The sequence below is a fragment of the Stenotrophomonas forensis genome (genome assembly GCF_028752115.1).
In the GTDB taxonomy this organism is placed as follows: domain Bacteria; phylum Pseudomonadota; class Gammaproteobacteria; order Xanthomonadales; family Xanthomonadaceae; genus Stenotrophomonas; species Stenotrophomonas forensis.
In genome coordinates this window covers 23,634-48,045 of record NZ_CP082270.1, presented here as the reverse complement: position 1 = coordinate 48,045, position 24,412 = coordinate 23,634, and the positions used below count along the sequence as shown (strand labels likewise).

At 67.3% G+C, this 24,412-nt stretch carries 22 protein-coding genes; 9 read left to right on the top strand and 13 right to left on the bottom strand.

Annotation, left to right across the window (positions count from 1 at the left end):
- Positions 1-186 precede the first annotated feature (186 nt).
- From K5L94_RS00215 to K5L94_RS00200, 4 genes are all read right to left on the bottom strand, one after another.
- Positions 187-1,791: an OpgD/OpgG family glucan biosynthesis protein gene (locus K5L94_RS00215; RefSeq protein ID WP_053448391.1), complete on the bottom strand. Its 1,605-nt coding sequence runs from the start codon at positions 1,789-1,791 to the stop codon at positions 187-189.
- Positions 1,792-1,897: 106 nt separating this feature from the next.
- A complete protein-coding gene (gene mutM / locus K5L94_RS00210; RefSeq protein ID WP_005421105.1) occupies positions 1,898-2,710 on the bottom strand; it encodes a bifunctional DNA-formamidopyrimidine glycosylase/DNA-(apurinic or apyrimidinic site) lyase in 813 nt (270 codons plus the stop codon).
- A 52-nt stretch (positions 2,711-2,762) separates the two neighbouring features.
- On the bottom strand, positions 2,763-3,095 hold the full coding sequence (locus tag K5L94_RS00205; RefSeq protein WP_053448390.1) for an EF-hand domain-containing protein: 333 nt from the start codon (positions 3,093-3,095) through the stop codon (positions 2,763-2,765).
- On the bottom strand, positions 3,092-4,294 hold the full coding sequence (locus K5L94_RS00200) for a DesA family fatty acid desaturase (RefSeq protein WP_274511522.1): 1,203 nt from the start codon (positions 4,292-4,294) through the stop codon (positions 3,092-3,094). Before K5L94_RS00200 ends, K5L94_RS00205 begins: the two co-directional genes overlap by 4 nt.
- A gap of 151 nt (positions 4,295-4,445) precedes the next feature.
- Between K5L94_RS00200 and K5L94_RS00195 the strand changes: the two genes are divergently transcribed.
- Entirely contained in the window at positions 4,446-5,267 is an 822-nt protein-coding gene (locus K5L94_RS00195; protein WP_274511520.1) for an ABC transporter ATP-binding protein, read from the top strand.
- A gap of 141 nt (positions 5,268-5,408) precedes the next feature.
- On the opposite strand, the gene K5L94_RS00190 is transcribed toward K5L94_RS00195, so the two are convergent.
- Together K5L94_RS00190 and K5L94_RS00185 are read right to left on the bottom strand one after the other, a co-directional pair.
- On the bottom strand, positions 5,409-6,611 hold the full coding sequence (locus K5L94_RS00190; RefSeq protein ID WP_274511513.1) for a DUF4785 domain-containing protein: 1,203 nt from the start codon (positions 6,609-6,611) through the stop codon (positions 5,409-5,411).
- Positions 6,612-6,622: 11 nt separating this feature from the next.
- Entirely contained in the window at positions 6,623-7,501 is an 879-nt protein-coding gene (locus K5L94_RS00185; protein WP_053448386.1) for a hypothetical protein, read from the bottom strand.
- 262 nt (positions 7,502-7,763) lie between these two features.
- Here K5L94_RS00185 and K5L94_RS00180 point away from each other — a divergent pair, with 262 nt between their 5' ends.
- Positions 7,764-8,603, top strand: coding sequence for an acid phosphatase (locus K5L94_RS00180; protein WP_274511507.1), 840 nt, complete (start codon positions 7,764-7,766; stop codon positions 8,601-8,603).
- Between the two features lie 22 nt (positions 8,604-8,625).
- Here K5L94_RS00180 and K5L94_RS00175 read toward each other — a convergent pair whose 3' ends face one another.
- The 3 genes from K5L94_RS00175 to K5L94_RS00165 form a co-directional block, all read right to left on the bottom strand.
- The gene (locus tag K5L94_RS00175) at positions 8,626-9,594 is read right to left on the bottom strand and encodes a hypothetical protein (protein WP_274511503.1); all 969 of its coding nucleotides are present in this window, start codon (positions 9,592-9,594) and stop codon (positions 8,626-8,628) included.
- On the bottom strand, positions 9,576-10,133 hold the full coding sequence (locus K5L94_RS00170; RefSeq protein WP_180878551.1) for a hypothetical protein: 558 nt from the start codon (positions 10,131-10,133) through the stop codon (positions 9,576-9,578). The genes K5L94_RS00175 and K5L94_RS00170 overlap by 19 nt, the downstream gene beginning before the upstream one ends.
- Before the next feature lie 195 nt (positions 10,134-10,328).
- Positions 10,329-12,599: a TonB-dependent receptor gene (locus K5L94_RS00165; RefSeq protein ID WP_053448382.1), complete on the bottom strand. Its 2,271-nt coding sequence runs from the start codon at positions 12,597-12,599 to the stop codon at positions 10,329-10,331.
- Between the two features lie 159 nt (positions 12,600-12,758).
- On the opposite strand from K5L94_RS00165, the gene K5L94_RS00160 reads away from it, so the two are divergent.
- Both K5L94_RS00160 and K5L94_RS00155 read left to right on the top strand, forming a co-directional pair.
- A complete protein-coding gene (locus K5L94_RS00160) occupies positions 12,759-13,772 on the top strand; it encodes a TIGR00266 family protein (protein ID WP_053448381.1) in 1,014 nt (337 codons plus the stop codon).
- A 177-nt stretch (positions 13,773-13,949) separates the two neighbouring features.
- Complete coding sequence (locus K5L94_RS00155; RefSeq protein ID WP_133936308.1) at positions 13,950-14,942, top strand: patatin-like phospholipase family protein; 993 nt, start codon at positions 13,950-13,952, stop codon at positions 14,940-14,942.
- A gap of 39 nt (positions 14,943-14,981) precedes the next feature.
- Here the strand turns inward: K5L94_RS00155 and K5L94_RS00150 are convergent, their stop codons facing one another.
- Complete coding sequence (locus tag K5L94_RS00150; protein WP_053448379.1) at positions 14,982-15,467, bottom strand: Lrp/AsnC family transcriptional regulator; 486 nt, start codon at positions 15,465-15,467, stop codon at positions 14,982-14,984.
- 125 nt (positions 15,468-15,592) lie between these two features.
- Here K5L94_RS00150 and phhA point away from each other — a divergent pair, with 125 nt between their 5' ends.
- Positions 15,593-16,486: a phenylalanine 4-monooxygenase gene (gene phhA, locus K5L94_RS00145; RefSeq protein WP_133936315.1), complete on the top strand. Its 894-nt coding sequence runs from the start codon at positions 15,593-15,595 to the stop codon at positions 16,484-16,486.
- Between the two features lie 105 nt (positions 16,487-16,591).
- On the opposite strand, the gene K5L94_RS00140 is transcribed toward phhA, so the two are convergent.
- Complete coding sequence (locus tag K5L94_RS00140) at positions 16,592-17,647, bottom strand: LacI family DNA-binding transcriptional regulator (protein WP_164086793.1); 1,056 nt, start codon at positions 17,645-17,647, stop codon at positions 16,592-16,594.
- 238 nt (positions 17,648-17,885) lie between these two features.
- Here K5L94_RS00140 and K5L94_RS00135 point away from each other — a divergent pair, with 238 nt between their 5' ends.
- From K5L94_RS00135 to K5L94_RS00120, 4 genes are all read left to right on the top strand, one after another.
- On the top strand, positions 17,886-18,476 hold the full coding sequence (locus tag K5L94_RS00135) for a cysteine dioxygenase family protein (protein WP_053448376.1): 591 nt from the start codon (positions 17,886-17,888) through the stop codon (positions 18,474-18,476).
- 117 nt (positions 18,477-18,593) lie between these two features.
- The gene (gene eda / locus K5L94_RS00130; RefSeq protein ID WP_053448375.1) at positions 18,594-19,232 is read left to right on the top strand and encodes a bifunctional 4-hydroxy-2-oxoglutarate aldolase/2-dehydro-3-deoxy-phosphogluconate aldolase; all 639 of its coding nucleotides are present in this window, start codon (positions 18,594-18,596) and stop codon (positions 19,230-19,232) included.
- Between the two features lie 96 nt (positions 19,233-19,328).
- Positions 19,329-20,357, top strand: a complete 1,029-nt coding sequence (gene adhP / locus K5L94_RS00125) for an alcohol dehydrogenase AdhP (RefSeq protein ID WP_053508081.1) — start codon at positions 19,329-19,331, stop codon at positions 20,355-20,357.
- 127 nt (positions 20,358-20,484) lie between these two features.
- Entirely contained in the window at positions 20,485-20,877 is a 393-nt protein-coding gene (locus K5L94_RS00120) for a hypothetical protein (RefSeq protein ID WP_164086795.1), read from the top strand.
- Between the two features lie 71 nt (positions 20,878-20,948).
- Here K5L94_RS00120 and ligD read toward each other — a convergent pair whose 3' ends face one another.
- Positions 20,949-23,435: a DNA ligase D gene (gene ligD, locus K5L94_RS00115; RefSeq protein ID WP_053448372.1), complete on the bottom strand. Its 2,487-nt coding sequence runs from the start codon at positions 23,433-23,435 to the stop codon at positions 20,949-20,951.
- A 3-nt stretch (positions 23,436-23,438) separates the two neighbouring features.
- On the bottom strand, positions 23,439-24,359 hold the full coding sequence (gene ku / locus K5L94_RS00110) for a non-homologous end joining protein Ku (protein WP_274511490.1): 921 nt from the start codon (positions 24,357-24,359) through the stop codon (positions 23,439-23,441).
- Positions 24,360-24,412 lie beyond the last annotated feature (53 nt).

Genomic DNA, 24,412 nt, shown 5'->3' with positions numbered 1-24,412 from the left:
TCGAAGGCGGGGTGGGTCCGGTTGAGGGGGCGTGAGCGCCATGGATGGCGCGACCGAGGCTACATGGACGTATTTACGCCGTCCCCCTCAACCGGACCCACCCCGCCATCCCACGGAATGCCCGCTTTTGACGTTGACGTTGACGTCAGCAGGTGCAGGGCTGCAAGCCCTGCGACCGCCCCCCCCTCAGTACAGCGTGCGCTCCGGCGCACCCGCCGGCGGCGGGGTGTACTGGTACAGCCAGGTCTCGGTGAGGGTCTTGCCACCACTGCGCAGGAACAGGCGGATGTCGATCTGCTCGGTGCTGCCTTCCGGCGGCACCAGGTCGAACATCGCGCGGTAGCCGTTGATCTCGCGCAACGGCCGTGCCGACACGATCTCGACCCGGCCGCGGCTGGCTTCCACCACCGCTTCAACCTCGGCCTTGTCGATCAGCGAGGCCAGCTCGCCACCTTCGAAGTCCACCGCGAAGCGCCAGCTGAAATACTCACGCTTCTTGCCGACCACGCCGCCCAGGCCGGTGCGGCTGGCGACGCAGTGCGCCAGCGGCGGCCGTGCCGGCGGTTCGGCGCCCCAGTACAGGCGGTAGCCGACCAGCAGTTCCTGGCCCGGCTGCGGCTTTTCCTTCGGGTTCCAGAACGCCACGATGTTGTCGAAGGTCTCGTCCACGGTGGGAATCTCCACCAGCTGCACAGAGCCCTCGCCCCACCCGCCCTTCGGCTCCACCCACAGGCACGGGCGCTTCTCGTAGAACACGCCATCGTCCTGGTAGTGGTCGAAGTTGCGGTCGCGCTGCAGCAGGCCGAAACCGCGCGGGTTGCGGTCCACGAACATGTTGAAACGCAGGTTGCGCGGGTTCAGCAACGGCCGCCAGATCCACTCACCGGCACCGGTCCACAGCGACAGGCCGTCGGTATCGTGGATTTCCGGGCGCCAGTCCCAGCCCATGCGGCGGTCGTTCTCGCCCACCTGGTACATGCTGGTGCACGGTGCGATGCCCAAGCGTTCGATGGCCTTGCGCGGGTACAGCGCGCTGTCGATGTCCATCAGCAGCACGTCGCCATTGGTGATGGCGAAGCGATAGGCGCCGGCCACGCTGGGCGAATCCAGCAGCCCATAGACCACGATCGTCTCCGAATCGGCCGACGGCTGTTCCAGGTAGTAGGCGATGAAATCCGGGAATTCCTCCGGCTTGCCCATGCCGGTGTCGATCGCCAGGCCGCGTGCGGACTGGCCATACTGGCCCTCCTTGCCGACCGCGCGGAAGTAGCTGGCGCCGAGGAACGCGGCGAAGTCGCGGTCGGTATCCTTGCGTGTGTTGAGGCGGAACCCGGCGAAGCCGAGGTCGGCCGGCAGTTCGCCATCCTTGATGCCGCTCTTGCCGTAGTTGAACGCCGCGCCGTCATAGGCCAGCTCCTGCGCCTTGCCGTCGACCACGTCGAACATGCGTACCGGCGAATGGAAGTACAGGCCCAGATGGAAGAACTTGGCCTGGAACCTGCCTGGCTGGTCCGCCCACAGCGCGTGGTCCTGGCGGTAGCCGATCGACTGGTACTGGTCCCAGTCCAGGCCTTCCAGGCGGCCCGGCAGCACCCGCTTGTGGCTCTTGTAGGGCGCCTGTGCCAGCGCGCGTGCCTGGCCCTTCAGGGTGGCAAAGTCGAACGGCTGCGGCTGGCCGAGGCGGCGCAGGCCCATCTGGCCGCTCTTGCTGGCCGCGCATGCGGGCAGGGACGGCAGGCCGAATGCAGCCAGGGCAAGGGAGGCATTGCGGATGAAGTCGCGTCGTTGCATGCAGGCGCGTCAGGCACAGGTGGGAAGGTCGGCCATCATAGGCAGACAAACGTTAACGGGCAGCGGAGACGCCCCTTGCCCGTTCAGCTGCCGCTGGCTGCCCGGCTCAGCGCTGGCAGTGGCTGCACCAGACGCTGGCCCGCTGGCCGATGGTGGCGTGCTTCAGCGCGCGGCCACAGTTCGGGCAGGGCAACCCATCGCGGCCGTACACCAGCAGCTCCTGCTCGAAGTAGCCCGGTGCGCCGTCGGGGCTGATGAAATCGCGCAGGGTGGTTCCGCCGCGGGTGATCGCATATCCCAGGATCTCCTTCACTGCGTCGGCCAGCCGCTGGTAGCGCTCGCGCGAGATCTTTCCCGCCTCGCGCAGCGGACTGATGCCGGCCTTGAACAGGCTCTCGGCGGCGTAGATGTTGCCCACGCCCACCACCACCGCCTGGTCCATCAGGAAGGTCTTCACCGGCGCGCTGCGGCCACGGCTGCGGGCGAACAGATAATCGCCATCGAAGGCGTCGTCCAGCGGCTCCGGGCCCAGCCCCTGCAGCAGCGGGTGGATCTCGCCGGCCGGCTGCCACAGCAGGCTGCCGAAGCGGCGCGGGTCGTTGAAGCGCAGCAGGCGGCCGTTGTCGAGGCTGATGTCGACGTGGTCATGCGCACGCAGCGGGGTATCACCGGGCAGCACACGCAGGCTGCCGGACATGCCAAGGTGCAGCACCGCGCTGCCGATGGCGGTATCCAGCAGCAGGTACTTGGCGCGCCGGCGGATATCCTCGATGCGCTGACCCGGCAGCAGCTCGGCCACTTCCGGCGGAATCGGCCAGCGCAGATCGGCGCGGCGCAGGATCACCCCATGCACACGGCGCCCCTGCAGGTGCGGCGCCAGGCCGCGACGGGTGGTTTCGACTTCGGGCAGTTCAGGCATGCGGCGATTCTACGCCTCAGCGCCGGGCATGGCCGGGCGCCGGCAGGCGTGCTCAGCGCGGCGGCGCCGCCAGCTCGCGCGCATCCAGGAACCCGTCGCCGTTGGCATCCTGCCTGTGGAAGCGCTGCACGATCACCTGCCGCTGCTGCTCGCGGCTGATCGCCCTGCCCTTGCCCCCGGGCAGCTCCTCGGCGCTCAGCACGCCATCGCCATTGCGATCCATGCGGTCGAAGGCGTACAGCATCCACTGCACATACTCGGTTTCGCTGACCTTGCCGTCGCCATCGCTGTCCATCCGCTGCAGGTAGCTGGCGGTATCGGTGACCTGGGCCAGCGCAGCACCCGGCAGCAGGGCAGCCAGCAGCAGCCCGAGCCCTGCCCTCACGCGCCCACCAGGCTGTAGCCCTTCAGGCGTGCGGCGTAGGCCTGCAACGCCGCGATACCGCTTTCCTCGGCCTCGCGGCACCAGGCCTGCAGTTGATGCAGGCGCTCGGCCGCATCGTGGCCGCGCGCTTCCAGCAGCGCGGCCAATCGCCCGCGGTACTCGACCAGGGTGCGGATGCGCGGCCGCTGTGCCACCCATTCACTGAGCTGGGCACGGCTGTCCGGCTTCAGCCAGCGGCCGTCGTTGACCAGGCCGCGACGCAGCCGGTGTGGCAGCAGGCGGCGCAGCTTGGCCCCGGCGTGGGCGGCCTCCTCGCGCAGGGCCGGCATGAACACATTGCGCTGGTAATCGGTCATCGCCTGGAAACGGTGCGACAGCAGCGCCTTCAGGGTTTCGGCATCAGGCACGGCGATGTTCGGGCGCACGTCCATGGCCGGCGCCACCCGCAGCACCTTGGCCAGGCGCAGCGCCTGCAGCAGGCGGATCGCACTCCAGCCGATGTCGAATTCCCAGCGCCGCATCGCAAAGCGCGCCGAGCTGGGGAAGGCATGGTGGTTGTTGTGCAGCTCTTCGCCCCCGATCCAGAAGCCCCACGGCGTCAGATTGGTGGAGGTATCGGCCGACTCATAGTTGCGGTAGCCCCACCAGTGGCCCAGGCCGTTGACCACGCCGGCCGCCCAGAACGGAATCCATGCCATCTGGATCGCCCACAGGGCCACGCCGGGCAGGCCGAACAACAGGGTATTGATCGCCAGCAGCAGCACCGGGCCAAGCGTGGCGTGCGGGGTATACAGGCGGCGCTCGATCACGTCGTCCGGGGTGCCGCGCCCGTACTGCTCGATGTCCGCGCGCTGGCCGCGGGCTTCGCGGTACAGCTCCACGCCGTGCCAGAACACCTTGCCGATGCCGCGGGTGACCGGGCTGTGCGGATCGTCCTCGGTCTCCACCTTGGCGTGGTGCTTGCGGTGGATGGCCACCCATTCGCGGGTGATCATCGAGGTGGTCAGCCACAGCCAGAAGCGGAACATGTGGGCCAGCACCGGGTGGAAATCGACCCCGCGGTGGGCCTGGCTGCGGTGCAGGTAGAGCGTCACCGAGAAGATGGTGATCTGGGTGAAGACCAGCAGGACCGCCAACATGGCCCACCACCCCAGGCCGAGCACACCACCGGTCAACAGGGACATCAGGGCATCGGGCATGACGGCGCTCCGGTTCGGCGCGGGGATGGCAGACATCATGGGCGCTTGCGTTGCAAACTGCATCCCTGCGGCGGCGATCTGCACCGCCATCCGTGGCACCGTTCACAGTTGGGGACCCGAGTTGTCGAACCTTGATCCACGCGCCAGCACCATGACCGCCGCCGCGCCCGCTGCGGCACTGCCCCCGTTGATTGAACTGGACCGCGCCACCGTGGTGCGCGGACAGGTGAAGGTGCTGCACGGGCTCAGCCTGCGCATCGCGCAGGGCCAGCACACCGCCCTGCTCGGCCCCAACGGCTGCGGCAAGTCGACCTTCATCAAGCTGATCACCCGCGAGCTGTACCCGCTGGCACAGGGCGACGGCTCGGTCGCCGTCAAGGTGCTGGGCCAGAACCGCTGGCAGGTGGACCGGCTGCGCTCGCAGCTGGGCATCGTCACCGGCGACCTCAGCAGCAACCTGGCCGACATGCCCGGGCTGACCGTGGAACAGGCGGTGCTGTCCGGTTTCTTCGCCAGCTACGTGGTGCCGGCCTTCCGCGAAGTGACCGCCGACATGCGTACACGCGTCGGCGAGACGCTGGCGATGACCGGAGCGTTGTCGCTGCGCGAACGCGCCTATGCCGAGCTGTCGGCCGGCGAGACCCGCCGCGTGCTGATCGCCCGCGCGCTGGTCAACCGGCCGCAGGCGCTGCTGCTGGACGAGCCGTCCACCGGCCTGGACCTGGTCGCCCGCGAGCAGCTGGTGGCAACCATGCGGGTGCTGGCGCAGCAGGGCATCACCCTGGTGCTGGTGACCCACCACATTGAAGAAATCATTCCCGAGATCGAGCGGGTGGTACTGCTGCGCGATGGCCGCGTACTGGCTGATGGCAGCCGTGCCGAGCTGCTGCGCAACGAACCGTTGTCGGCGGTGTTCGGCGGCGCGATCACCGTATGCGAACAGGAAGGCCGGTTGACCGCGTATGCAGGGTAGACAGACGCATCGCTTTCCGTAGCCGTCTGTAGAGTCGAGCCGTGCTCGACTGCCGTTCTCCGCGAGCAGAAGCATCCGAGCATGGCTCGGCTCTACAGGGAGCGTTACAGCGGGCCGGAACCCGGCCCGCTGCACGCAACCTCAGAACCGCAACGCCAGCGCGCGCGACTCGATCGGTGCCATCCGGCTCTGGTCCTGCAGCTGCAGGTCACGCAGTTCGTACGGCGCACCGAAGCCCGCGGGCAATGCCGCCTGGTCGAACGGCAACACCAGCTGCCCAGCACCCGGGCCATCGAACCACGCCGCCGCATGTGCCTGTGCCACCGGCTTCAACTGGCCATCGCGGGCAGTGGCATACAGCGTGCCCCGCGCCTCGTAGCGGCCGGCGGCGGCCACCTGCAGCGGCAGCGCCACCTGGCGGCTGGCCGGGTCCGGCGTCGCCTGGCCACTGAAGCGCGCGGTCGGTCGCGCCACCGCGAAGGCCACCTTGCCATCGCGCAGCACACCGTCGGCCTGGGCGAACACCTGCAGTTCCCACAGCCCCTGCGCAGTACCGACATCGGCCGGGATCCGCACCTGCGCGCGCAGGCTGCCATCGGTGGTGCGCAGCAGGCGCTGCGGCCAGCTGCGGCCATCCGGTGCGACCAGCAGGGCCTCACCGCCGAGGCCGCCACGACGCGATGCCAACGTTGCAGTGGTGGCACCGTCTTCCAGCAGGCGTGCCTGCAGCTGCACGCTACTGCCAGCCAGCACCTGCGCCTGGCTGGCCTGCACTTCCAGCCGCAGCGGGCTGTTCGGTTCCAGCACCTGCACCACGTAGCGGCCCTGCGCCTGTGCACTCTGCAGCGTGTAGGCACCGGCCGCGCTGGTCGCGCCGGTACGCAGCATGCTGCTGCCGTCACGCACTGGCATTCCGGCGTCCTGCAGTGCGCGTGCATCGACACTGCGGGCCACGCTGCTGCGGCCGGCCGGGTCGCGTACCTGCAGGGTGCTGGCCGGCAGCGCGCGGGCACCTTCGGCCGGGCTCAGCTGGATCACCGCATCGGCCGCCGTCAGCGGCAGGTCCAGGCCGCGCTGCAGCTGCGTGCCGTCGACCTGCTGCCAGTAGCTGCGGCTGACCGAGGCATACGGCGTGGCGGCCTGCAGCGGTTGTGCCGGGTCCAGCGCCCAGGCAAACGACAACGGCGCGTGTTCGCTTTCATCAGCAGGCAGCGGCGCGGCCACCAGTGCCGCAGGTACCTGATCGCCTGCGCGGGTGGCTTGCAGCGGCTGCGCGGCCTGCACGGCGGAAAGGGACAGTACTGCCAGCACGGCACTGGCGAGCAGGGTGGAATGGATCGTCATGGTCGTCTCCCTCACTGGGCCAGGTCGTTGCGCAGGATCGTGCCAAGGCCGAAGCACTCGCGTCGGCTCTGGTTGTGGCTGAGCGGCTCTGCCCCCTGGGTGCGCGCCTTGTCGGTAAACCAGGTGGTGCCGGCGGCCTTCTGGCTGCTGCACTCCAGGAACCCATCGGAACAGGACGACAGCCAGTTCTGGGTGAACTCCAGGCCGACATTGGCGGCATAGCCGCCGCAGTAGCTGTTGCTGTCCCACACCGCCGATTCGACATCACTGCCGACCACCGCGCGGAAGGGTTTGGGCAATGCCGGGCGGCCGGCAGTGCCGTACAGGTTCTGCGCGTTGTAGGTGGCCATGCTCGCCACCTGCTGCTGGCGCACCGCGTCGTTCTTGTAGCCCAGCAGCCAGCCCAGCGAGGTTTCGAAGGTGTTGCCGTTGAGCACCGCATCGGCCAGCGGCGTGCCTGCCGAAGACGGTGCCAGTGCGTTGACCCTGCGCACCGTGCGGATGATCTTCGGATAGCGGCTGTCGTAGGTCGGGTTGGACAGGATCCAGCGCATCACGTTGCCGCCGTTGGAGTGGGTGATCACCACCAGCTGGGTGATGCCACGGCTGTCGATGAAGCCGGTCAGCTGGTTGGCCAGGCAGCCGGCGGCTTCCGGCTTCCACATGTACTGGGTGAAATCGCAGTTGATGACCACGTAGTTGCTGCTGTTCGGCAAGCCCTGGCGCACGGTGTCGATGATGGCCGGCTGCCAGTAATCCTGCGTGGCATTGGTCTGCGCGCCGGTACCATGCACGAAGGCCACGCCGACCACGTCGGCGGCCTGCGCCGGCGCTGTTGCCAGCCCGAGGACCAGGGCCAGGACGGTACTTCCTGTTGCGGTGCTGCGCATCGCGTCTCTCCCTCTGTCAGCGGATCCCCCCGACCCGGCTGTGACTGGACGGCCCCCGGTGCCTGCCGTTGTGCCGATGCTCACGGCGCAGGCGCGTGAAAGTCCGTGCGCTGCGCCCGGATTCAGAAGACTGAGGCCAATCGATGACGCTTTTCATATCGCGGCAATGACCGTGCCGGGTCTGGCGGTATGACCGATGGCCACTGCGATGTCGTATGGGGGCTGCGATCATGGCGCGATGTTTTCTCCCCGGAGCCTGTCCATGTCGCCGATTTCCCGCCCTGCCCGCCCGCTGCTCGGCCTCGCCGTAGGGGTTGCCCTGGCCGGTTGCGCCGCCACCGCCGCCAAGCCGACCGCCGTCGAAGCCAACATCACCACCAAGGCGGTGGGTTACCTGGACAAGAGTGCGGTACCGGCCAGCCTGGACCTGGTGCCGGCGCCGCCGGCGACCGGTTCGGCTGCCCTCGCCCTCGACGAGCAGGTCAGCCGTGAAGCCCGCGCGCTGCGTGGCAGCCCGCGCTTCGCCCAGGCCGGCATCGATGCCGAACTCGGCTTCCCCGAGGGCGCCAACCACTTCTCCTGTGCCGCCGACATCGACGTCGATGCGGTGAAGACCCCGGCCCTGTATCGCCTGCTGGAACGCAGCCGGATCGACGCCAGCGCCGCCACCAAAGCCGCCAAGAACCATTACCAGCGCCCGCGCCCGTTCATGGTCAACGGTGAGCCGACCTGCTCGCCGAAGGACGAAGACGGCCTACGCAAGAATGGCTCCTACCCGTCCGGCCACACCTCGATCGGCTGGGCCTGGGCGTTGATCCTGTCGGAGATCGCTCCGGATCGCGCCGATGCCATCCAGGCCCGCGGCCGCAACTACGGCGAGAGCCGCCTGGTGTGCAACGTGCACTGGCAGAGCGACATCCTCGAAGGCCGCTTCATGGGCGCCGCCGCCGTTGCCCGCCTGCACGACAACGCCGCGTTCAACAAGGATCTGCTGGCCGCACGCAGGGAGATCGCCGCCGCGCGCAAGGCCGGCCTGCACTCCAGCCGCGACTGTGCCACCGAGAATGCCGTGCTGAAGGTGCGCCCGCAGAGCGCGCTGTAATCCCGCTCCGCTGCGCTTGCGGTCATGGCGGTCCGGCTATCCTGATGCCAGCCTTGGCGAATGCCTGCACAAGCGCAGTCTTGTTCCCATCGCGTGGCCAGCCGACAACACGTGCAGCAACCTCGCCATCGCGCAGGACGTAGAAGGTCGGCGTTCCCCAGTAGTCAAACGCAGGGAACGCCGACTGACGTGCCGCGATGCGTATCGGCAGATCGGGGTGACGCCTGCTCCAGTTGGTGAAGATGCGGGTATCCAGCGTTCCGTCCTGTGGTGAAAGCCAGAGCGAACGAACGCCGGACAGCATCTGGAGCAGCTGTGGATCCACGCGTGCTGCGTCGGCGACCGCGCGGGTGAATCCACAGGCCGGATGCGCGATGACGACGATATCCAGTGAGGCCATGTCTGCGACTCCGCTGCTGTAGGCCGCGCCGTCAGGGCTGGGCATCCAGTACTCGAAGCGCTGTACGGCCTCCGGCATCTGGGGTAGCGGGTGGCCGCCAAAGGCGGGCGCCCATGGCGATGAGGGCTTCAGTGCACTGCGATCGCGGCTGATCACGGCAATGGCTGCACCCTCGCGCATGTCAGCGGCAAGCAGCGCGCCTCGCGCGCGCAGCTGCAGGCCGACCCGCATGGCGAGCCCGGAATGATCGGGCTGCCTGGTTGCACGTGTCGTCGCGTGGATCGCTCGCAACAGAAGACGCAGGTCCTGGGTCGAAAGCGCGGGTAGAGCACGCGCATGAGGCAGGACGTGGGCCTGGAAGGTGTACTCAACCTGGTTGCCGCGGTCGTGCCAGGCGTGGTCTGGCCCGGAAAGCCTGTCCATCGCATGCAGCACGGCAGCGTAGCCTTCCTCGAGGGTTTCCGCGGCCATGCAGGGCCAGGCCCGCGTCGCTGCGTACAGCACGGCAACAGTCCAGAGGCTCGCCCGCAGGACCATGGCGTGACCAATCCGTGGGTGCCGCATCGCGGCGATCAGCAGTTGGACGTGCATATGTGCTGGGTCGAGTCCTCGCAGGTCGCATGCTGGATGCACTTGTAACCCGGGTAGTCCGTTTCATTGCAATGCTCGCCCATGCCGCAACGCAGGGCACGGGTCGCCCGCAATGTCTCCAGTACCTCCTTGTCCTCCTGCGAGTTCACCCTGACATCTGGAATCACGGCAAGCAGATGCTGGAAGCCGAAGGGCTTGAGCAGCCGGTGGATGTCAGCAGCTCCCAGTTCCCTCACGAGATCGGAGTAGTCGAACGTGGTCAGTCCGCGGGCATTGAATCGCAATGATTCGACAAATCGGGCACGCGATGCAGGGGCAAGCTTGTAGAGTGGAAAGGCGCCGGTGCCTTCGGTTGCTTTTGCATGCGCATCGAAAGATCGACGGTCGGTGATCGATGCCGTTCGCCTGTCCAGATCGCGCCGCTGCTCTTCCAGCTGTGCCAGTGGGGCCGTGTCGACGCCAGCCACATGCGCACGCGATTGAAGGGACACCAGCAAGGCGATCGATACCACGACAGCCTGAAGCGTTCTGCACGTCATCGCGCTTCCTCCTCTCCCCGGAGATTCCGGTGCGCACAGTCCTACACCGCTTTTGTCTGTCGACGCCAATCAGGACTGATTTGAGTCCAAATGCGACATTATTTCGCCGTATCCTGCAACAAAGAAGGCGCAGCTTGCGCCGCGCCTTCCGTGCTCCCGTCCCCCTTTCGGCGAACGGTCATTGCCTCAACCGCATCAGAACTTCGCGGTGAATTCCACGCCCCAGGTACGCGGCTCGTTGAGGAAGCCGGTCAGGTTGTTGAAGTCGATCGCGCCGACCACGCGGGTCTGGTTGGTCAGGTTGCGGCCGAACACGGCCACGTCGTACTGGCCGTAATCCCAGTTGTAGCCCAGGCGCAGGCCGCCTTCCAGCGAACTACGGCCGCGGAATTCCGGCGACTCGTAGATGAAGAAGTTGACCTCGCTGCGGTAGGCCCAGTCGGTGTAGGCGTACAGCTCGCTGCCATCGCTGAGCGGGAAGCCGACGCGCAGGGTCGCGTTGTGGATCCACTTCGGCGCCTGCGGCAGCGGGTTGCCGTTGACCAGCGCATAGGTCTGGCCACCGATCACGGTGGTCGGGTCGGTGATGGTGCAGCCACCGCCACAGATCGCCACCGCCAGGTTCTTGTCCTTGATCTCGGTGTCGTTGTAGCTGCTGCCGAAGGTCAGCAGGACGTTGTCGGCCAGGTAGGCCTCCAGGTCCAGCTCCACGCCCTGGCCGATGGTCTTGTTGGCATTGAGCAGGGTGGCGGTGTTGTTGCTGCCGCCCACCGCGATCAGCTGCTGGCCGTCGACGTTGTAGCGGAACACGCTCAGGCCCAGGCGTGCACGACGCTCGAACAGGTCGGCCTTGATGCCGGCTTCATACGAGATCACCTTCTCCGAATCGGCCTGCGACAGGCCCGGGGCGAAGGCCAGGCGGCCCTGGATCGACGGCGCGCGGAAGCCCTTGGCCACGCGTGCGTAGGCGTTGATGTCATCGGTCAGCTTGTACACGCCGCTGACATCCCAGCTGACGTCGTTGACGTCGGTGTTGGCCAGGTACGGGCCACTGACCGGGGTGCCGAACGGAACGGCCTGCAGCACGCTGGCGCTGAAGTCCTTCTTGTCCTGGGTGTAGCGCACGCCGGCACGCAGCTTGAAGCGGTCGGTGACGTCGAAGTCACCCGAGGCGAACACCGCCCAGGCCTTGTTGCGCTGGTTCTGCACCACGTGGCCGGTCTGCGGATTGCCCGGGGTCAGCGAGTCGTAGTTGAAGTTGTTGATGGTCACGTCTTCATCGAAGTAGAAGACGCCGGCCTGCCAATCGAAGCGGCCCCACTCGTTGGACTCGATGCGGACTTCCTGCGTCCACTGGCGGTGGTGCGGCAGGCCGTCGGCCGATTCGGACGAGAACGGAATCAGGCCCGGGCCGTAGTTGCCGGCCCCCAGGAATGCTGCACCGTAGCCGCCGTCGATGTCGCCACGGTTGAGCGATTCGGCGGTTTCATAACCGGTGATCGAGTGCAGGGTCACCGAGCCGAGGTTCCACTGCAGGCGCGCGCTGCCACCCCAGGTTTCCAGGTCGGAGAAGTTGACGCCGTCGTTGGCCACCTTGTCGCGGTCGAAGTTCTCGACCAGCGAATTGCCGCCCTTCTGGATGATGTTGGCGCGGAACAGGCGCGCGGTGCCGTTGAGCTTGCGCTTGTGCAGGTTGAACAGCGCTTCGAAGTCGTCGCCTTCGTACAGGAACTGCACGCGGCCGGCAGCTTCGTCGTAGCCTTCGAAGCCACTGTTGGGTGCGCCGACGCGGGTGTTGTCGACCCAGTCGTCGCGGCGCTGGTAGATCGCCGACACGCGCGCCGACCAGCGGTCGGTCAGCGGGCCGCCATAGGCGCCCTGCACGTTCCAGCTGTTGTAGCTGCCGTAGCCGACGCGGATGTAGCCATCGGCATCCTGCGACGGACGCGCCGAATCGAACTTGACCACGCCGGCCGGGGTGTTGCGGCCGAACAGCGTGCCCTGCGGGCCGCGCAGCACTTCCACGTTGGCCAGGTCGAACAGCGGGAAGCCCTTCAGCAGCGGGCTTTCCTGCACCACGTCGTCATACACCAGCGACACCGGCTGCGAGGCATTGAGGTCGAAATCGGTGTTGCCCAGGCCGCGGATGTAGAAGCGCGGGAAGGCACGGCCGTAGGACGACTCGATGTTGAGGCTGGGCACGCGCGCGGCCAGGAAGCGGATGTCATCGCCGGCCGAGCCGAGCACATCCAGCTTCTCGCCCTGGATCGCGCTCAGTGCGACCGGTACGTCCTTGGCGTTCTCGACGCGGCGCTGCGCGGTCACCTGCAGGGCATCGAGGGCAACCGGATCCTTGGCAGCGGGGGTTTCCTGGGCGGCTGCTACCAGCGGCAGCAGGGCGGAAAGAGCGGCAACGAGGGGGCGCGCGACCGGAAATCGGCCACGGGAAGTGCGGGTCGGGGACATGGCGGTAGGCTGTGTTTGGAGGGGTGGTAAAACGGCGCTACCAGATAATTGTTGCAATACAGCACCTGCCTCGCAAATGCCTGCCGTTCATGGCGCCGTCGCCCGCGCCCCGGCGCGCTCGCTAGACTCGGGGTTTTCCAGCCCTGCGGAGCCGTCGCGATGACCCAGTGGTACTTCCATGCCTCCGCCCAGGCCGACCGCGTCGGCCCGCTCGATGACCCAGCCGCGCGCCGCTATGCGCAGGCCAACCCGCGCGCGCTGGCCTGGTGCCAGGGCATGAGCGGATGGACCCCCATCCCCGACGTGGCCGAGCTGCAGGCGCCGGCACCGGGCATGCCCACGACCCCGCCGCCGGTCCCCGCCGTCTCCAGCGGCCGCGCTGACGACATCGACTTCCGTATCGTCGGCCATGAAATGCAGTTCGTGGAGATCGAGCTCGACCCCGGCGAAAGCGCCATCGCCGAGGCCGGCGCGCTGATGTTCAAGGACGCCACGGTGCAGATGGACACGGTGTTCGGCGCTGCCAATGGCGACCCGGGCGGCTTCATGGGCAAGGTGATGGCCGCCGGCAAGCGCGTGCTGACCGGCGAGAGCCTGTTCGCCACCGTCTACACCCAGAGCGGCCACGGCAAGGGCAAGGTCGCCTTCGCCGCGCCCTACCCCGGCACCGTGCTGGCGATGAAGCTGGACCAGCATGGCGGCCGCCTGATCTGCCAGAAGGACAGCTTCCTGGCAGGCGCGCGCGGCGTGCAGATCGGCGTGCAGTTCCAGCGCAGGATCATGACCGGGCTGTTCGGCGGCGAGGGCTTCATCATGCAGAAGCTGGAGGGCGACGGCTGGGTGTTCATCCACGCTGGCGGCTGCGTGATCGAGCGCGAGCTGGCCGCTGGCGAGCGCCTGGACGTGGATACCGGCTGCGTGGTGGCCTACCACCCGACCGTGGACATGGATGTGCGCCGCGTCACCGGCGTCAAGAGCATGCTGTTCGGTGGCGAGGGCGTGTTCCTGGCCACGTTGACCGGCCCGGGCAAGGTCTGGCTGCAATCGCTGCCGTTCTCGCGCCTGGCCGGACGCATGTGGATGGCGGCGCCGCAGGGCGGTGGCCAGAGCCGTGGCGAGGGCTCGGTGCTCGGCGGACTCGGCCGGATGCTGGACGGCGACAACCGGTTCTGACCCACTCGCCCGGTAGGTGCCGACCTTGGTCGGCACTGGAATCTGCGGGTGCCGACCAAGGTCGGCAGCTACCGCACTCCTTTCCTGAATGGGCGAGGCTCCCCACCCTGCCCGCCCCGCCAGCGCTTCGGTATGCTGGCGCCCTTTCCAGAATCCGGCGCCGCGAGCGCATTGCCGATGAGCCTGTTCCGCCCCCGCATGCTGCTGTCCGTCGCCCTGATAGGCCTGCTGGCCGGCTGCGGCGGCGATCCGGTCCGTCCCACGCCGCCGCCGGCACCGACCGTGGTGCCGCAGGCCAAGCCGGTGAAGATCGGCATCGCGCTGGGTGGCGGCGCAGCCAAGGGCTTCGCCCACATCGGCGTGATCAAGATGCTGGAAGCCAACGGCTTTGAACCGGTGGTGGTGTCCGGCACCAGCGCCGGCAGCGTGGTCGGCGCGCTGTATGCCAGCGGCATGGACGCGTTCCAGATGCAGAGCAAGGCGGTGGCGCTGGACGAAGCCAGCATCCGCGACGTGCGTTTGTTCTCCGGCGGCCTGGTGCAGGGCCAGAAGCTGCAGGACTACGTCAACGAACAGGTGGCCAACCGCCCGGCCGAACGCCTGAAGAAGCCGTTCGCCGCGGTCGCCACGCAGCTGGAAACCGGCGAGCGCGCGATCTTCGTGCGCGGCAACGTCGGCCAGGCCGTGCGTGCGTCGAGCAGCATCCCCGGCGTGTTCGAGCCGGTGAAGATCGGTGGCCACAACTACATCGATGGCGGCGTGGTCAGCCCGGTGCCGGTCGATGCCGCGCGCCAGCTCGGTGCCGACTTCGTGATCGCAGTGGACATCTCCAGCAAGGCCAGTGGCAAGGCGCCCACCGGCATGCTCGGCATCGTCAACCAGTCGATCTCGATCATGGGCCAGCGCCTGGGCGAGCAGGAACTGGCGCGCGCCGACATCGTGATCCGGCCGAAGGTACTGGACATCGGCGCTGCCGATTTCAGCCAGCGCGGCACCGCGATCCTGGAGGGCGAGAAGGCCGCGATGGCGGCGATGCCGCAGATCCGCGCGAAGATCCAGCAGCTGCAGAAGGCACGTGCTGCGGCAGCCGCACCCGCGCCGGTGGCGGCGCCGAAGTGCGAGGAAGCCTCGCGCCTGGGCAAGCTGATGGGCCGCAAGGACAAGTGCTGATCGGTTGATGCCTGGCCACCGGGCACGCCCGGTGGCCGCTCAGGACTCCAGCTGCGACAGCGGCAGTGCCTGGAAGCCCTTGACCGTGCGCAGCACGAAGCTGGAATTGGCATCGGCCACGCCCCCGGCGTTGAGCAGCCGGTCCAGCAGGAAGTGCGAGAAGTGTTCCAGGTCGCGCACGTAGACATGCAGCAGATAGTCCATGTCGCCGGTCAGCGCATGGCAGGCCACCACTTCATCCCAACCCTGCACGCTGTCCACGAAGTGGCCGATGGCGGCCTGGTCGTGTTTTTCCAGCTGCACCCGCACGAAGGCCTGCAGGCCCAGGCGTAGCTGCCGTGGCTCCAGCCGCGCGCCATAACCGACGATCACGCCCTCGCTTTCCAGCCGCTGCAGGCGGCGCAGGCAGGCCGAGGGGGAGAGGTTCACCCGCGTCGCCAGTTCGGCGTTGGTGGCGCGCCCATCCCGCTGGATTTCGGCCAGCAGACGTATATCCGTGCGATCGAACTGGACTTCTCCGGCCATTGTTGCCCCGCAACATGGTGAGTACGCAAGGATATTGCGCCAATAAGGCCAATCGACGCAACTTTTGCAACCCTGTTGCGCGCCGCCTGCCCTAGCATCGTGGGTATCCCCTCAAGGAGCGTCCCATGGATCTCGCCCAGCCCCGCCGCGTCGAACACCAGCAGACCGACAAGGGCTACGTGCCGGTGTACACCACCGCGCTTGTCGAGCAGCCGTGGGACACCTACAGCGCCGACGACCACGCCACCTGGAGCACGCTGTACCAGCGCCAGCGCGAGCTGCTGGTCGGCCGTGCCTGCCAGGAGTTCCTGGATGCGCAGGACGAGATGGGCATGAGCGCGCACATGATTCCGCGCTTCGACCAGCTCAACGAAGTGCTCGGCGCCGCCACCGGCTGGACCCTGGTCGGCGTCGAAGGCCTGCTGCCGGAACTGGATTTCTTCGACCACCTGGCCAACCGCCGTTTCCCGGTGACCTGGTGGATCCGCCGTCCGGACCAGATCGACTACATCGCCGAGCCGGACCTGTTCCACGATCTGTTCGGCCACGTGCCGCTGCTGATGAACCCGGTGTTCGCCGACTACATGGAGGCCTACGGCCGCGGTGGCGTCAAAGCTCACGCCATCGGCCCGGATGCGCTGCAGAACCTGACCCGCCTGTACTGGTACACGGTGGAATTCGGCCTGATCGACACGCCCGACGGCCTGCGCATCTACGGTGCCGGCATCGTGTCGTCGAAGGGTGAATCGCTGTACTCGCTGGAATCGGCCGCGCCCAACCGCATCGGCTTCGACCTGCAGCGGATCATGCGCACCAAGTACCGCATCGACACTTTCCAGAAGACCTACTTCGTCATCGACAGCTTCGAACAGCTGATGCAGGCGACGTCGCCGGACTTCACCCCGATCTACGCGGCACTGGCCGACCAGGCCCACCTGCCGGCCGGTGATGTGCAGGACGACGACCGCGTGTTCCAGAAGGGCACCGGCGAAGGCTGGGCCGACGGCGGTGACGTGTAAGCGCATCACGCACACGGTGTTGCACTGGAAACGGCGCACTCGGGTGCGCCGTTTCCATTGATGGCGGCCCGCGCCGTTTCAGCGCTGCAGGCCAGGGCAGGGCACTCAGGCGTCCACGGCCCGGCAGGAACCACGCACCATCAGCTGCGGATGCACGCTGGCCGCGGTCGGCGCCTCCGGTACGCCGGTCTGCACCAGCATCGCCGCGGCCATGCGGCCGATATCGGAGACGTGGCGGCGCACCGAGGTCAGCGGTGGCCACAACCGCGATGCCAGCGGGCTGTCGTCGTAGCTGACGATCGACAGCTGCTGCGGCACCGCGATGCCCGCACGCAGGGCCACCTGGTAAACGCCAGCGGCCATCTCGTCGTTGCCGGCGAAGATCGCACTGGGCCTGCCTTCGCCCATCAGCAGTCGTTCGGCGGCATGCACGCCGGATTCGAAGGTGTCGCCCGCTTCCAGCACACGCTCACCGGGCAGGGTCAGGCCTACCTGGGCGAGCCGATCGAGGAAGCCATGGGTACGTTCGCGTGCAGCGCGGCGGTCACCTGGGCCGGCGATCACCGCGATGTCGCGGTGGCCGAGCGAAAGCAGGTAACCCGCTGCGGCGGCAGCGCCATCGCGATCATGGGTGACCACGGCCTGCGCCTCATCATCGGACACATGCGCGTTGATGCGGACGTAGCGGCAGTCGATCTCGTCCAGCACCTGCGCCAATGCAGCCGACTCGGACGCGCGTGGGCCAAGGATCACGCCATGCAGCTTCTGCTGCTGCACGAAGCGACGCACGCCCTGTGCGCACTCTGGATCCTCGCTGTCGCACGGATGCACCACCAGCTCGTAGCCGGTGCCGCGCAGCGCTTCCAGCGCGCCGTGCTGCAGGTCGACGATGCATTGGGCGCCCGGGTCGTCATACACCAGGCCGATCAGGAAGGAGCGGCGGAACGCGAGTCCGCGTGCCAGGGGGTCGGGCACGTAACCGACCTCGCGCATCAACGCCTCGACCTTGTCGCGGGTGTCCTTGCGCACCAGCGGCGAGTTGTTGATGATTCTTGAAACCGTTTTCTTGGAAACTCCCGACAGTCGTGCGATGTCGTTGATCGTGGCAGCCTTGCCCTTCGATGCCGGCAACGCGGCATCGCTAATAATTCGCACTGACATGTATAGAACCAGGTAAGTCGGAAAACTCTAGCCTTGCGCCCGTCGGGCGCGAAGTTGCGGAGTGTCGCAGCGGATGGGGAACGCGTCCTGTTCGACCACGCATGCTGCACAGGGTTCCATTGTGATCGTTCTACCCATTTCGCATCTGAACCGTTTTTCACGCGCTCGTGTCATCAATGCGGGCGCGACGCGTGCCAACGCCAACATTCCCTTAACCATGCTCCGCTACATTCGGGGCATGGACCTGCAGACTTCTCCGTTTCCGCCGTTCCGTGGCCGCGACCGGTTGATCGCCGCAGTCGATGCGGCGATGACCTCCGGTGATGCCGAACGCATCACCGCCGACCTGCAGCTGGCGCTGCAGGAAGCCATCGCGGACAGCCGCATCGAATTGCCCGAGTGCGTGCACCGTCCGGTCAGTGATCATTACGCTCGACGCCCGCTGTACCACAGCCGCGAACACGGCTACAGCGTGATTGCCATGAGCTGGGGCCCAGGGCAGGGCACGCCGCTGCACGACCACGATGCCATGTGGTGTGTGGAGGGCGTGTGGTTGGGCGAGCTGGAGATCACCCGCTATGAACTGCTGGAATGCGCCGGCGAGCGTTGGCGCTTCCGTCGCCACGCGGCGCTGCGCGGGGGCTGCGGCAGTGCCGGCAGCCTGATTCCGCCGCACGAGTACCACACCCTGCGCAATGCCAGCGACCAGTCACTGGCGATCTCGGTGCACGTGTACGAGGCACCGATGGAGCGATCTGCCGTATTCGACCCGCTCGGCGGCGACTGGTATCAGCGCCGCATCCAGGCATTGCAGGCCGACCCGGCCTGAAACCAGCGCGCAGCACGGCGCGCTGCAGCACCTTCGCGATCCACGTGGCATCATGCGCCGCTGCGCTGCCGGGCCCGGCAGCGATCCGCGATGCCCCGTCGGGCAAGGAGCAAGACCATGTCCAGCACTGATCCGCGCCTGCGCGCGCTGCTGAAGCTGGCACCGGTGATTCCGGTGTACACCCCCGAAGATGTGAATGAAGCGGTCAACGTGGCCCAGGCGCTGTTCCGCGGCGGCCTGCCGGTGATCGAGGTGACCCTGCGCACGCCGCAGGCACTGGATGCCATCAAGGCGATGGTCGAGGCCGTGCCGGATGCGGTGATCGGTGCCGGCACCGTGCTCAACGCTGCGCAGATGCAGGCGGCCAGGCAGGCCGGCGCGCGTTTCGCGGTATCGCCGGGTGCCACGCCGGCGCTGTATGCCGCGGCGCGTGATGCCGACCTGCCGTACCTGCCTGGCGCTGCCACGGCCTCGGACCTGATCCTGGGCCTGGAGCACGGCCACGACACCTTCAAGTTCTTCCCGGCGGTGCAGGCCGGCGGTGCCGCGCTGCTGGCGGCCTGGCACGGCCCGTTCGCCGACGTGCGCTTCTGCCCGACCGGCGGCATCAGCGCGCAGACCGCGCCGCAGTTCCTGCACCTGCCCAACGTGCTGTGCGTGGGCGGTTCGTGGCTGACCACGCCGGCGCTGCTGCAGACCCGTGACTGGGACGCCATCGAGCGCCTGGCCCGCGAGGCCTCGGTGCTGGCCAGCTGAACCAGCGGCACGAATCTTCAAAGGTTTGATCGTGATCAAAGCGCCGGCCCCGGGCCGGCGTCATTCTGTGGGCAAGCGCACTACGGAGATCCGGACATGAATCCAACCATGAAGGCCGCTGTCGTGCGTGAGTTCGGCAAACCACTGGTGATCGAGGAAGTCTCGGTACCGCGCCCGGGGGCGGGCGAGGTACTGGTCAGGATCGAGGCCTGTGGCGTCTGCCACACCGACCTGCACGCCGCCGAGGGCGACTGGCCGGTGAAACCGAACCCGCCATTCATCCCCGGCCACGAGGGCGTGGGGCACGTCGTGGCCGTGGGAGGCGGGGTAGGGCACGTCAGGGAAGGCGACAGGGTCGGCATCCCCTGGTTGTACTCGGCGTGTGGCCATTGCGAACACTGCCTGGGTGGCTGGGAGACGCTGTGCGAGACGCAGCGCAACACCGGTTACTCGGTCAACGGCGGCTTCGCCGAGTACGCACTGGCCGATGCCAACTATGTCGGCCTGCTTCCGAAGGAAGTGGGCTTTGTCGAGATCGCGCCAGTACTGTGCGCCGGCGTGACCGTCTACAAGGGGCTGAAGGTCACCGACACCAGGCCCGGTGACTGGGTGGTGATCTCCGGCATCGGCGGCCTCGGCCACATGGCCGTGCAGTACGCCCGTGCGATGGGCCTGAACGTGGCCGCGGTGGACGTGGACGACAACAAGCTGGCACTGGCGCGGCAGCTGGGTGCCCAGGTCACCGTCAACGCGCGCACCACCGATCCGGCCGCCTACCTGAAGAAGGAGATCGGCGGCGCACACGGTGCGCTGGTCACGGCGGTATCGCCGAAGGCATTCGAGCAGGCGCTGGGCATGGTCCGCCGTGGCGGTACCGTCTCGCTCAATGGTTTGCCGCCGGGCAACTTCCCGCTGGACATCTTCGGCATGGTGCTCAACGGCATCACCGTGCGTGGCTCGATCGTCGGCACCCGACTGGACCTGCAGGAGTCGCTGCAGTTTGCCGCCGAGGGCAAGGTCGCCGCCACGGTCAGCACCGATCGCCTGGAAAACATCAACGACGTGTTCGCGCGCATGCACGCGGGCACCATCGAAGGCCGCGTGGTGCTCGACTTCGCCGCCTGACCGCCTGTGCATGGCCGCCGTTGCACCGTACCCCTCTCCCACGGGCACGGCGGCCATGCCGATCCACCGGTAGCGCCGGTGGCTGGCCGGCAACCGCAGGCGCTTCGCGCAGCCGTACAATGCGCGCATGCCCGGCCTGCTCAAGACCCTGTTCCTGTCCATCGTTGCCCTGATCGGCGGCGTGCTGTCGCTCGCGCTGGTCAGCAGCGTCGCCAGCTGGCTGCCACCACTGCTGGGCCTGTCGCCGGACAACAACAGCGTGCAGTTGGGCTGGGACCTGGCGTTCAGCGTGCTCGGTGGCGTCGCCGGCATTTCCTTCGCCACCTACTACGCACCCTGCTGGCCGCGTTCGCATGGCTTCTCGATCTGGTCGCTGATCGCGCTGGGCTGCGGCTACGCGGTGTGGAGCGTGGGCGCGGATTTCCCGCTGTGGTTCGTCGTTTCCCTGCTGGTCTCGCTGCCGCTGCAGCTGCTGGTTGGCTGGTGGTTCGGTCGCCGCGCGTCGCGCGATCCGGGCTGAGCGCATGCAGGTACTGTCGGCCGCTGGCCGGCAACCTCGGCCATCCTGCAGTTGCCGGCCAGCGGCCGGCACTACCGCTTCAGCGACGGCAGTGTCTGCTTCAATCGTTCCATGCCCTGCCAGGGGTCGCCCTTCAGCCGTTTCGCGCGCGCCAGAGCCCTGGCCATCGGGAACGCATCGGCGGCGGTCACCTTTGCCAGTTCCTCCCAGCGCAACGGCACCGCCACGCCAGCGTTCGCGCGCGCCCGCAATGACCACGAACACACGCTGGTAGCACCGCGCGTGTTGCGCAGCCAATCGATGAAGATCACACCGCTGCGCTTCGCCTTGCTCATCGTCGCTACGTAGCGATCAGGCTGCTGCAGCGCCATCGCCTGCGCGAACGCCTCGCAGAACGCCTTGGCCTGCTCCCAGTCCGCCTTCGGCTGCAGCGGCACCACCACGTGCACGCCCTTGCCGCCAGACAGCCGCACGAAGCTCTGCAGGCCGATCTGCAGCAGGCGGTCACGCACATCACGCGCCCCCGCTTTCACCTGCGCCCAGTTCACGCCGTCGCCGGGGTCGAGATCGAACACCAGGCGGTCCGGATGCTGCGGGTCGTCTACCGTCGCACCCCACGGATGCAGCTCCAGCGTGTTCATCTGCACCAGCTGGAGCAGGCCACGCGCGTTGTCGATGTAGACGTAGTCCTCGCGACCGCTCTTCTGCTGCAGGGGCACCGCATGCACGGCGTCACCCAGCCCGGGGCCATGGTGCTTCTGGAAGAAGCAGGCCTTGCCGACACCCTCGGGACAGCGCAGCACTGACAACGGCCTGCCGGCAATCTCCGGCAGGATCCAGCGCGCCATCTGCCGGTAATAGTCGGCCACGTCGCCCTTGCTGAGTTTCTGATCCGGGAATACCACGCGTTCGGGGTGCGTGATCTGCACCTCGCCCACGGTGTCCATGTCTGCAGCGTTCACTTCCAGGTCCTCCACCTGCTTGTCGTTGCGCAGCCGCTTGAAACTGGCCTGGCGCAGCAGCCCTTCCTTGCCCCAGCCACGGAAGGCGACCTCGGCCACCGCCACCGGCTTCACCCAGCGCACGCTGGCGGCGCTGAACGGCACATGCGCCGGCAACGGCAGCACGGGGGTCTTCACCGCCAGCGGCTGCAGTGCCTTGTGCAGCGCGCGCAGGCGTTCATCGTCGAAGCCGGTGCCCACGCGACCGACATAGCGCAGGCCTGCCTTGTCCTGCGCGGCCAGAAGCAACGAGCCGAATCCCACCCGCGAACCCTTGGGTGCCGTGTGACCGACGATCACGAACTCGTCGGTGTCCTCGTGCTTGACCTTGACCCAGCTGCGCGCACGGGCATTCACATACGGAGCATCCGCCTGCTTGCTCACGATGCCCTCGAAACCCGCCTTGCCACTGGCAGCGAACACCTGTGGCCCGTGATCGATCACATGCTCGCTGAAGGCGAGGATGCCGGGTACATTGCCCAGCAGCGCTTTCAGCAGCGCCTTGCGTTCCAGCAGGGGCGCGCGGCTGATGTCGATACCGGCAACACCTGGCAGGTCGAAGACGATGTAGCGCAGCGGCTGTTTCGAACTGCCGTCGATCACCCGTTGCAGTGCTGCGAAGTCACTGCGGCCCTGCGCATCCAGTACCACCAGTTCACCGTCCAGGCGCGCATCGCGCACCGGCAGCGCCCGGATGGCCTGCACGACTTCGGGAAAATCGGCCGTCCAGTCCAGGCCGTTGCGCGAACGCAGTTTCACTTCGCCATCGTGCAGATCAGCCAACAGTCGATAGCCGTCCCACTTGATCTCATGCAGCCAGTGCTGGCCATCCGGCGCGGTGTCGCGGTGATCGGTCAATTGCGGTTTGAAGGCGCGTGGGTAGGGCGTGTCACGTGCACCGTCCAGTTTCAGCGCCCGCGCATGCCAGTGTGCATCGGCCTTGCGGGTAGTCCTGCGTGCGGCCGGCGTAGCGCGCTCTGTCCTTCCTGCCGTGCGCGCCTTCACCGCCGATGAGCGTTTCGGCACGGGCGCTTCCAATAGATCGTCCGCTTCGGCATCGCGCGCTTGCTCATCATCGCGCTTGATCAGCAGCCATTGCACCTGGCGCCCCTTCATCGCCGTGCGCACCAGCTTCCAACTGCCGGCCAACCGCTGCCCGTGCAGCACGAAGTCGATCTTGCCCGCCGCCAGCGCCTGCAATGGATCACCTTCACAGGCCCAGGTGCCATGATCGAAGACCTCCACGTGGCCGGCACCGTAATGACCTTCAGGGATGTCTCCCTCGAAGCCGGCATAGGACAGCGGATGGTCTTCCACTTCCACCGCCAACCGCTTCTCGCCAACGCGCAGCGAAGGCCCCTTCGGCACGGCCCAGCTCTTCAGTACACCGTCCATTTCCAGGCGGAAATCGTAGTGGCGCGAACTGGCGAGATGCAGCTGGATGACGAACGTTGGCCGTCGCTTCGGGTCACCGTGGGCGGGGGTGTCGTCAGGCTCCGGCGTCTGACCGCTACCTCTGCCGAGGCGACGCTTGCGCCGGTACTGGTGCAGCGACATGGCTCAACCTGCCTTGCGCCGCGGTGCGGTCTTCTTTGTGGCCTTCTTGGTGGCCTTCCGCGCGGCCTTCTTCGCAGGCTTCTTCGCGGGTGCCTTGCGCGTTGCCGTCTTCTTCGCAGGCGTGCGCGTGTTCGCATCCAGGCTCTTCTGCAGCAGCGCCATGAAGTCGACCACGTTGGTGGCCGCATCCTCATGCGGTGCCGGCTCCTCTTCCACCCGGGTGGTGCCGCCCTTGGACTTGATGCGCTTGTTCAGCACCTGCTGCAGGCGCTCACGGAACTCGTCGTGGTACTGCGAGGGGTCCCAGTCGCCAGCCATCGACTCGATCAGCTGCTCGGCCATTGCCGATTCCTTGCCGGTGATGCGGTAGTCGGACAGTTTCCCGGCGGGCAGCGCGTAGTCCTCCGGGTCCACCAGCTCCTGTGGATAGCGCAGGATCATCAGCACCAGCGCGTCTGCCTGCGGCATCACCGCGCACAGGTACTCACGCGTGCGTACCACCACCCGCGCGATGCCGACCTTGCCGGTCCTGCGCAGGGTCTCGCGCAGCAGCACATAGCCCTTCTCGGCCTTCTTGCCTGGCACCAGCAGATACGGCTTCTCGTAGTAGCGCGGATCGATCTGCGCCGCATCCACGAACGATTCCACTTCCACCGCTTCGTGGCTTTCCGGCGCAGCCGAGCGGATGTCGCCTTCCTCCAGCACGACATAGCTGCCCTTGTCGTACTCGTAGGCTTTGACGATGTCCTTCCAGGGCACTTCCTCGCCGGTATCGGCGTTGACCCGCTCGAAGCGGATCGGCTTGCGGTCGCGCGAATCGAGCATGCGGAACTGCAGGTCGACCTTGCGTTCGCCGGACATCAGCGACACCGGCACATTGAGCAGTCCGAAGGACAGCGTGCCGGTCCAGATTGGGCGGGCCATGGAGATTCCTGTGACGGGGCAGGGGACAGCCAGCTTCAGTCCGGCGATGTAAA

Excerpts from the sequence above, each read along its gene's own strand:
- K5L94_RS00140 (WP_164086793.1), bottom strand. The coding sequence starts at position 17,647 with ATGTCAGTGCGAATTATTAGCGATGCCGCGTTGCCGGCATCGAAGGGC.
- K5L94_RS00180 (WP_274511507.1), top strand. The coding sequence starts at position 7,764 with ATGTCGCCGATTTCCCGCCCTGCCCGCCCGCTGCTCGGCCTCGCCGTA.
- K5L94_RS00165 (WP_053448382.1), bottom strand. The coding sequence starts at position 12,599 with ATGTCCCCGACCCGCACTTCCCGTGGCCGATTTCCGGTCGCGCGCCCC.
- ligD (WP_053448372.1), bottom strand. The coding sequence starts at position 23,435 with ATGTCGCTGCACCAGTACCGGCGCAAGCGTCGCCTCGGCAGAGGTAGC.
- K5L94_RS00195 (WP_274511520.1), top strand. The coding sequence starts at position 4,446 with ATGACCGCCGCCGCGCCCGCTGCGGCACTGCCCCCGTTGATTGAACTG.
- eda (WP_053448375.1), top strand. The coding sequence starts at position 18,594 with ATGTCCAGCACTGATCCGCGCCTGCGCGCGCTGCTGAAGCTGGCACCG.
- K5L94_RS00160 (WP_053448381.1), top strand. The coding sequence starts at position 12,759 with ATGACCCAGTGGTACTTCCATGCCTCCGCCCAGGCCGACCGCGTCGGC.
- K5L94_RS00135 (WP_053448376.1), top strand. The coding sequence starts at position 17,886 with ATGGACCTGCAGACTTCTCCGTTTCCGCCGTTCCGTGGCCGCGACCGG.
- K5L94_RS00185 (WP_053448386.1), bottom strand. The coding sequence starts at position 7,501 with ATGCGCAGCACCGCAACAGGAAGTACCGTCCTGGCCCTGGTCCTCGGG.
- K5L94_RS00155 (WP_133936308.1), top strand. The coding sequence starts at position 13,950 with ATGAGCCTGTTCCGCCCCCGCATGCTGCTGTCCGTCGCCCTGATAGGC.
- mutM (WP_005421105.1), bottom strand. The coding sequence starts at position 2,710 with ATGCCTGAACTGCCCGAAGTCGAAACCACCCGTCGCGGCCTGGCGCCG.
- phhA (WP_133936315.1), top strand. The coding sequence starts at position 15,593 with ATGGATCTCGCCCAGCCCCGCCGCGTCGAACACCAGCAGACCGACAAG.
- K5L94_RS00120 (WP_164086795.1), top strand. The coding sequence starts at position 20,485 with ATGCCCGGCCTGCTCAAGACCCTGTTCCTGTCCATCGTTGCCCTGATC.
- K5L94_RS00150 (WP_053448379.1), bottom strand. The coding sequence starts at position 15,467 with ATGGCCGGAGAAGTCCAGTTCGATCGCACGGATATACGTCTGCTGGCC.
- ku (WP_274511490.1), bottom strand. The coding sequence starts at position 24,359 with ATGGCCCGCCCAATCTGGACCGGCACGCTGTCCTTCGGACTGCTCAAT.
- K5L94_RS00175 (WP_274511503.1), bottom strand. The coding sequence starts at position 9,594 with ATGCACGTCCAACTGCTGATCGCCGCGATGCGGCACCCACGGATTGGT.
- K5L94_RS00200 (WP_274511522.1), bottom strand. The coding sequence starts at position 4,294 with ATGCCCGATGCCCTGATGTCCCTGTTGACCGGTGGTGTGCTCGGCCTG.
- K5L94_RS00215 (WP_053448391.1), bottom strand. The coding sequence starts at position 1,791 with ATGCAACGACGCGACTTCATCCGCAATGCCTCCCTTGCCCTGGCTGCA.
- K5L94_RS00190 (WP_274511513.1), bottom strand. The coding sequence starts at position 6,611 with ATGACGATCCATTCCACCCTGCTCGCCAGTGCCGTGCTGGCAGTACTG.
- K5L94_RS00170 (WP_180878551.1), bottom strand. The coding sequence starts at position 10,133 with ATGACGTGCAGAACGCTTCAGGCTGTCGTGGTATCGATCGCCTTGCTG.
- adhP (WP_053508081.1), top strand. The coding sequence starts at position 19,329 with ATGAATCCAACCATGAAGGCCGCTGTCGTGCGTGAGTTCGGCAAACCA.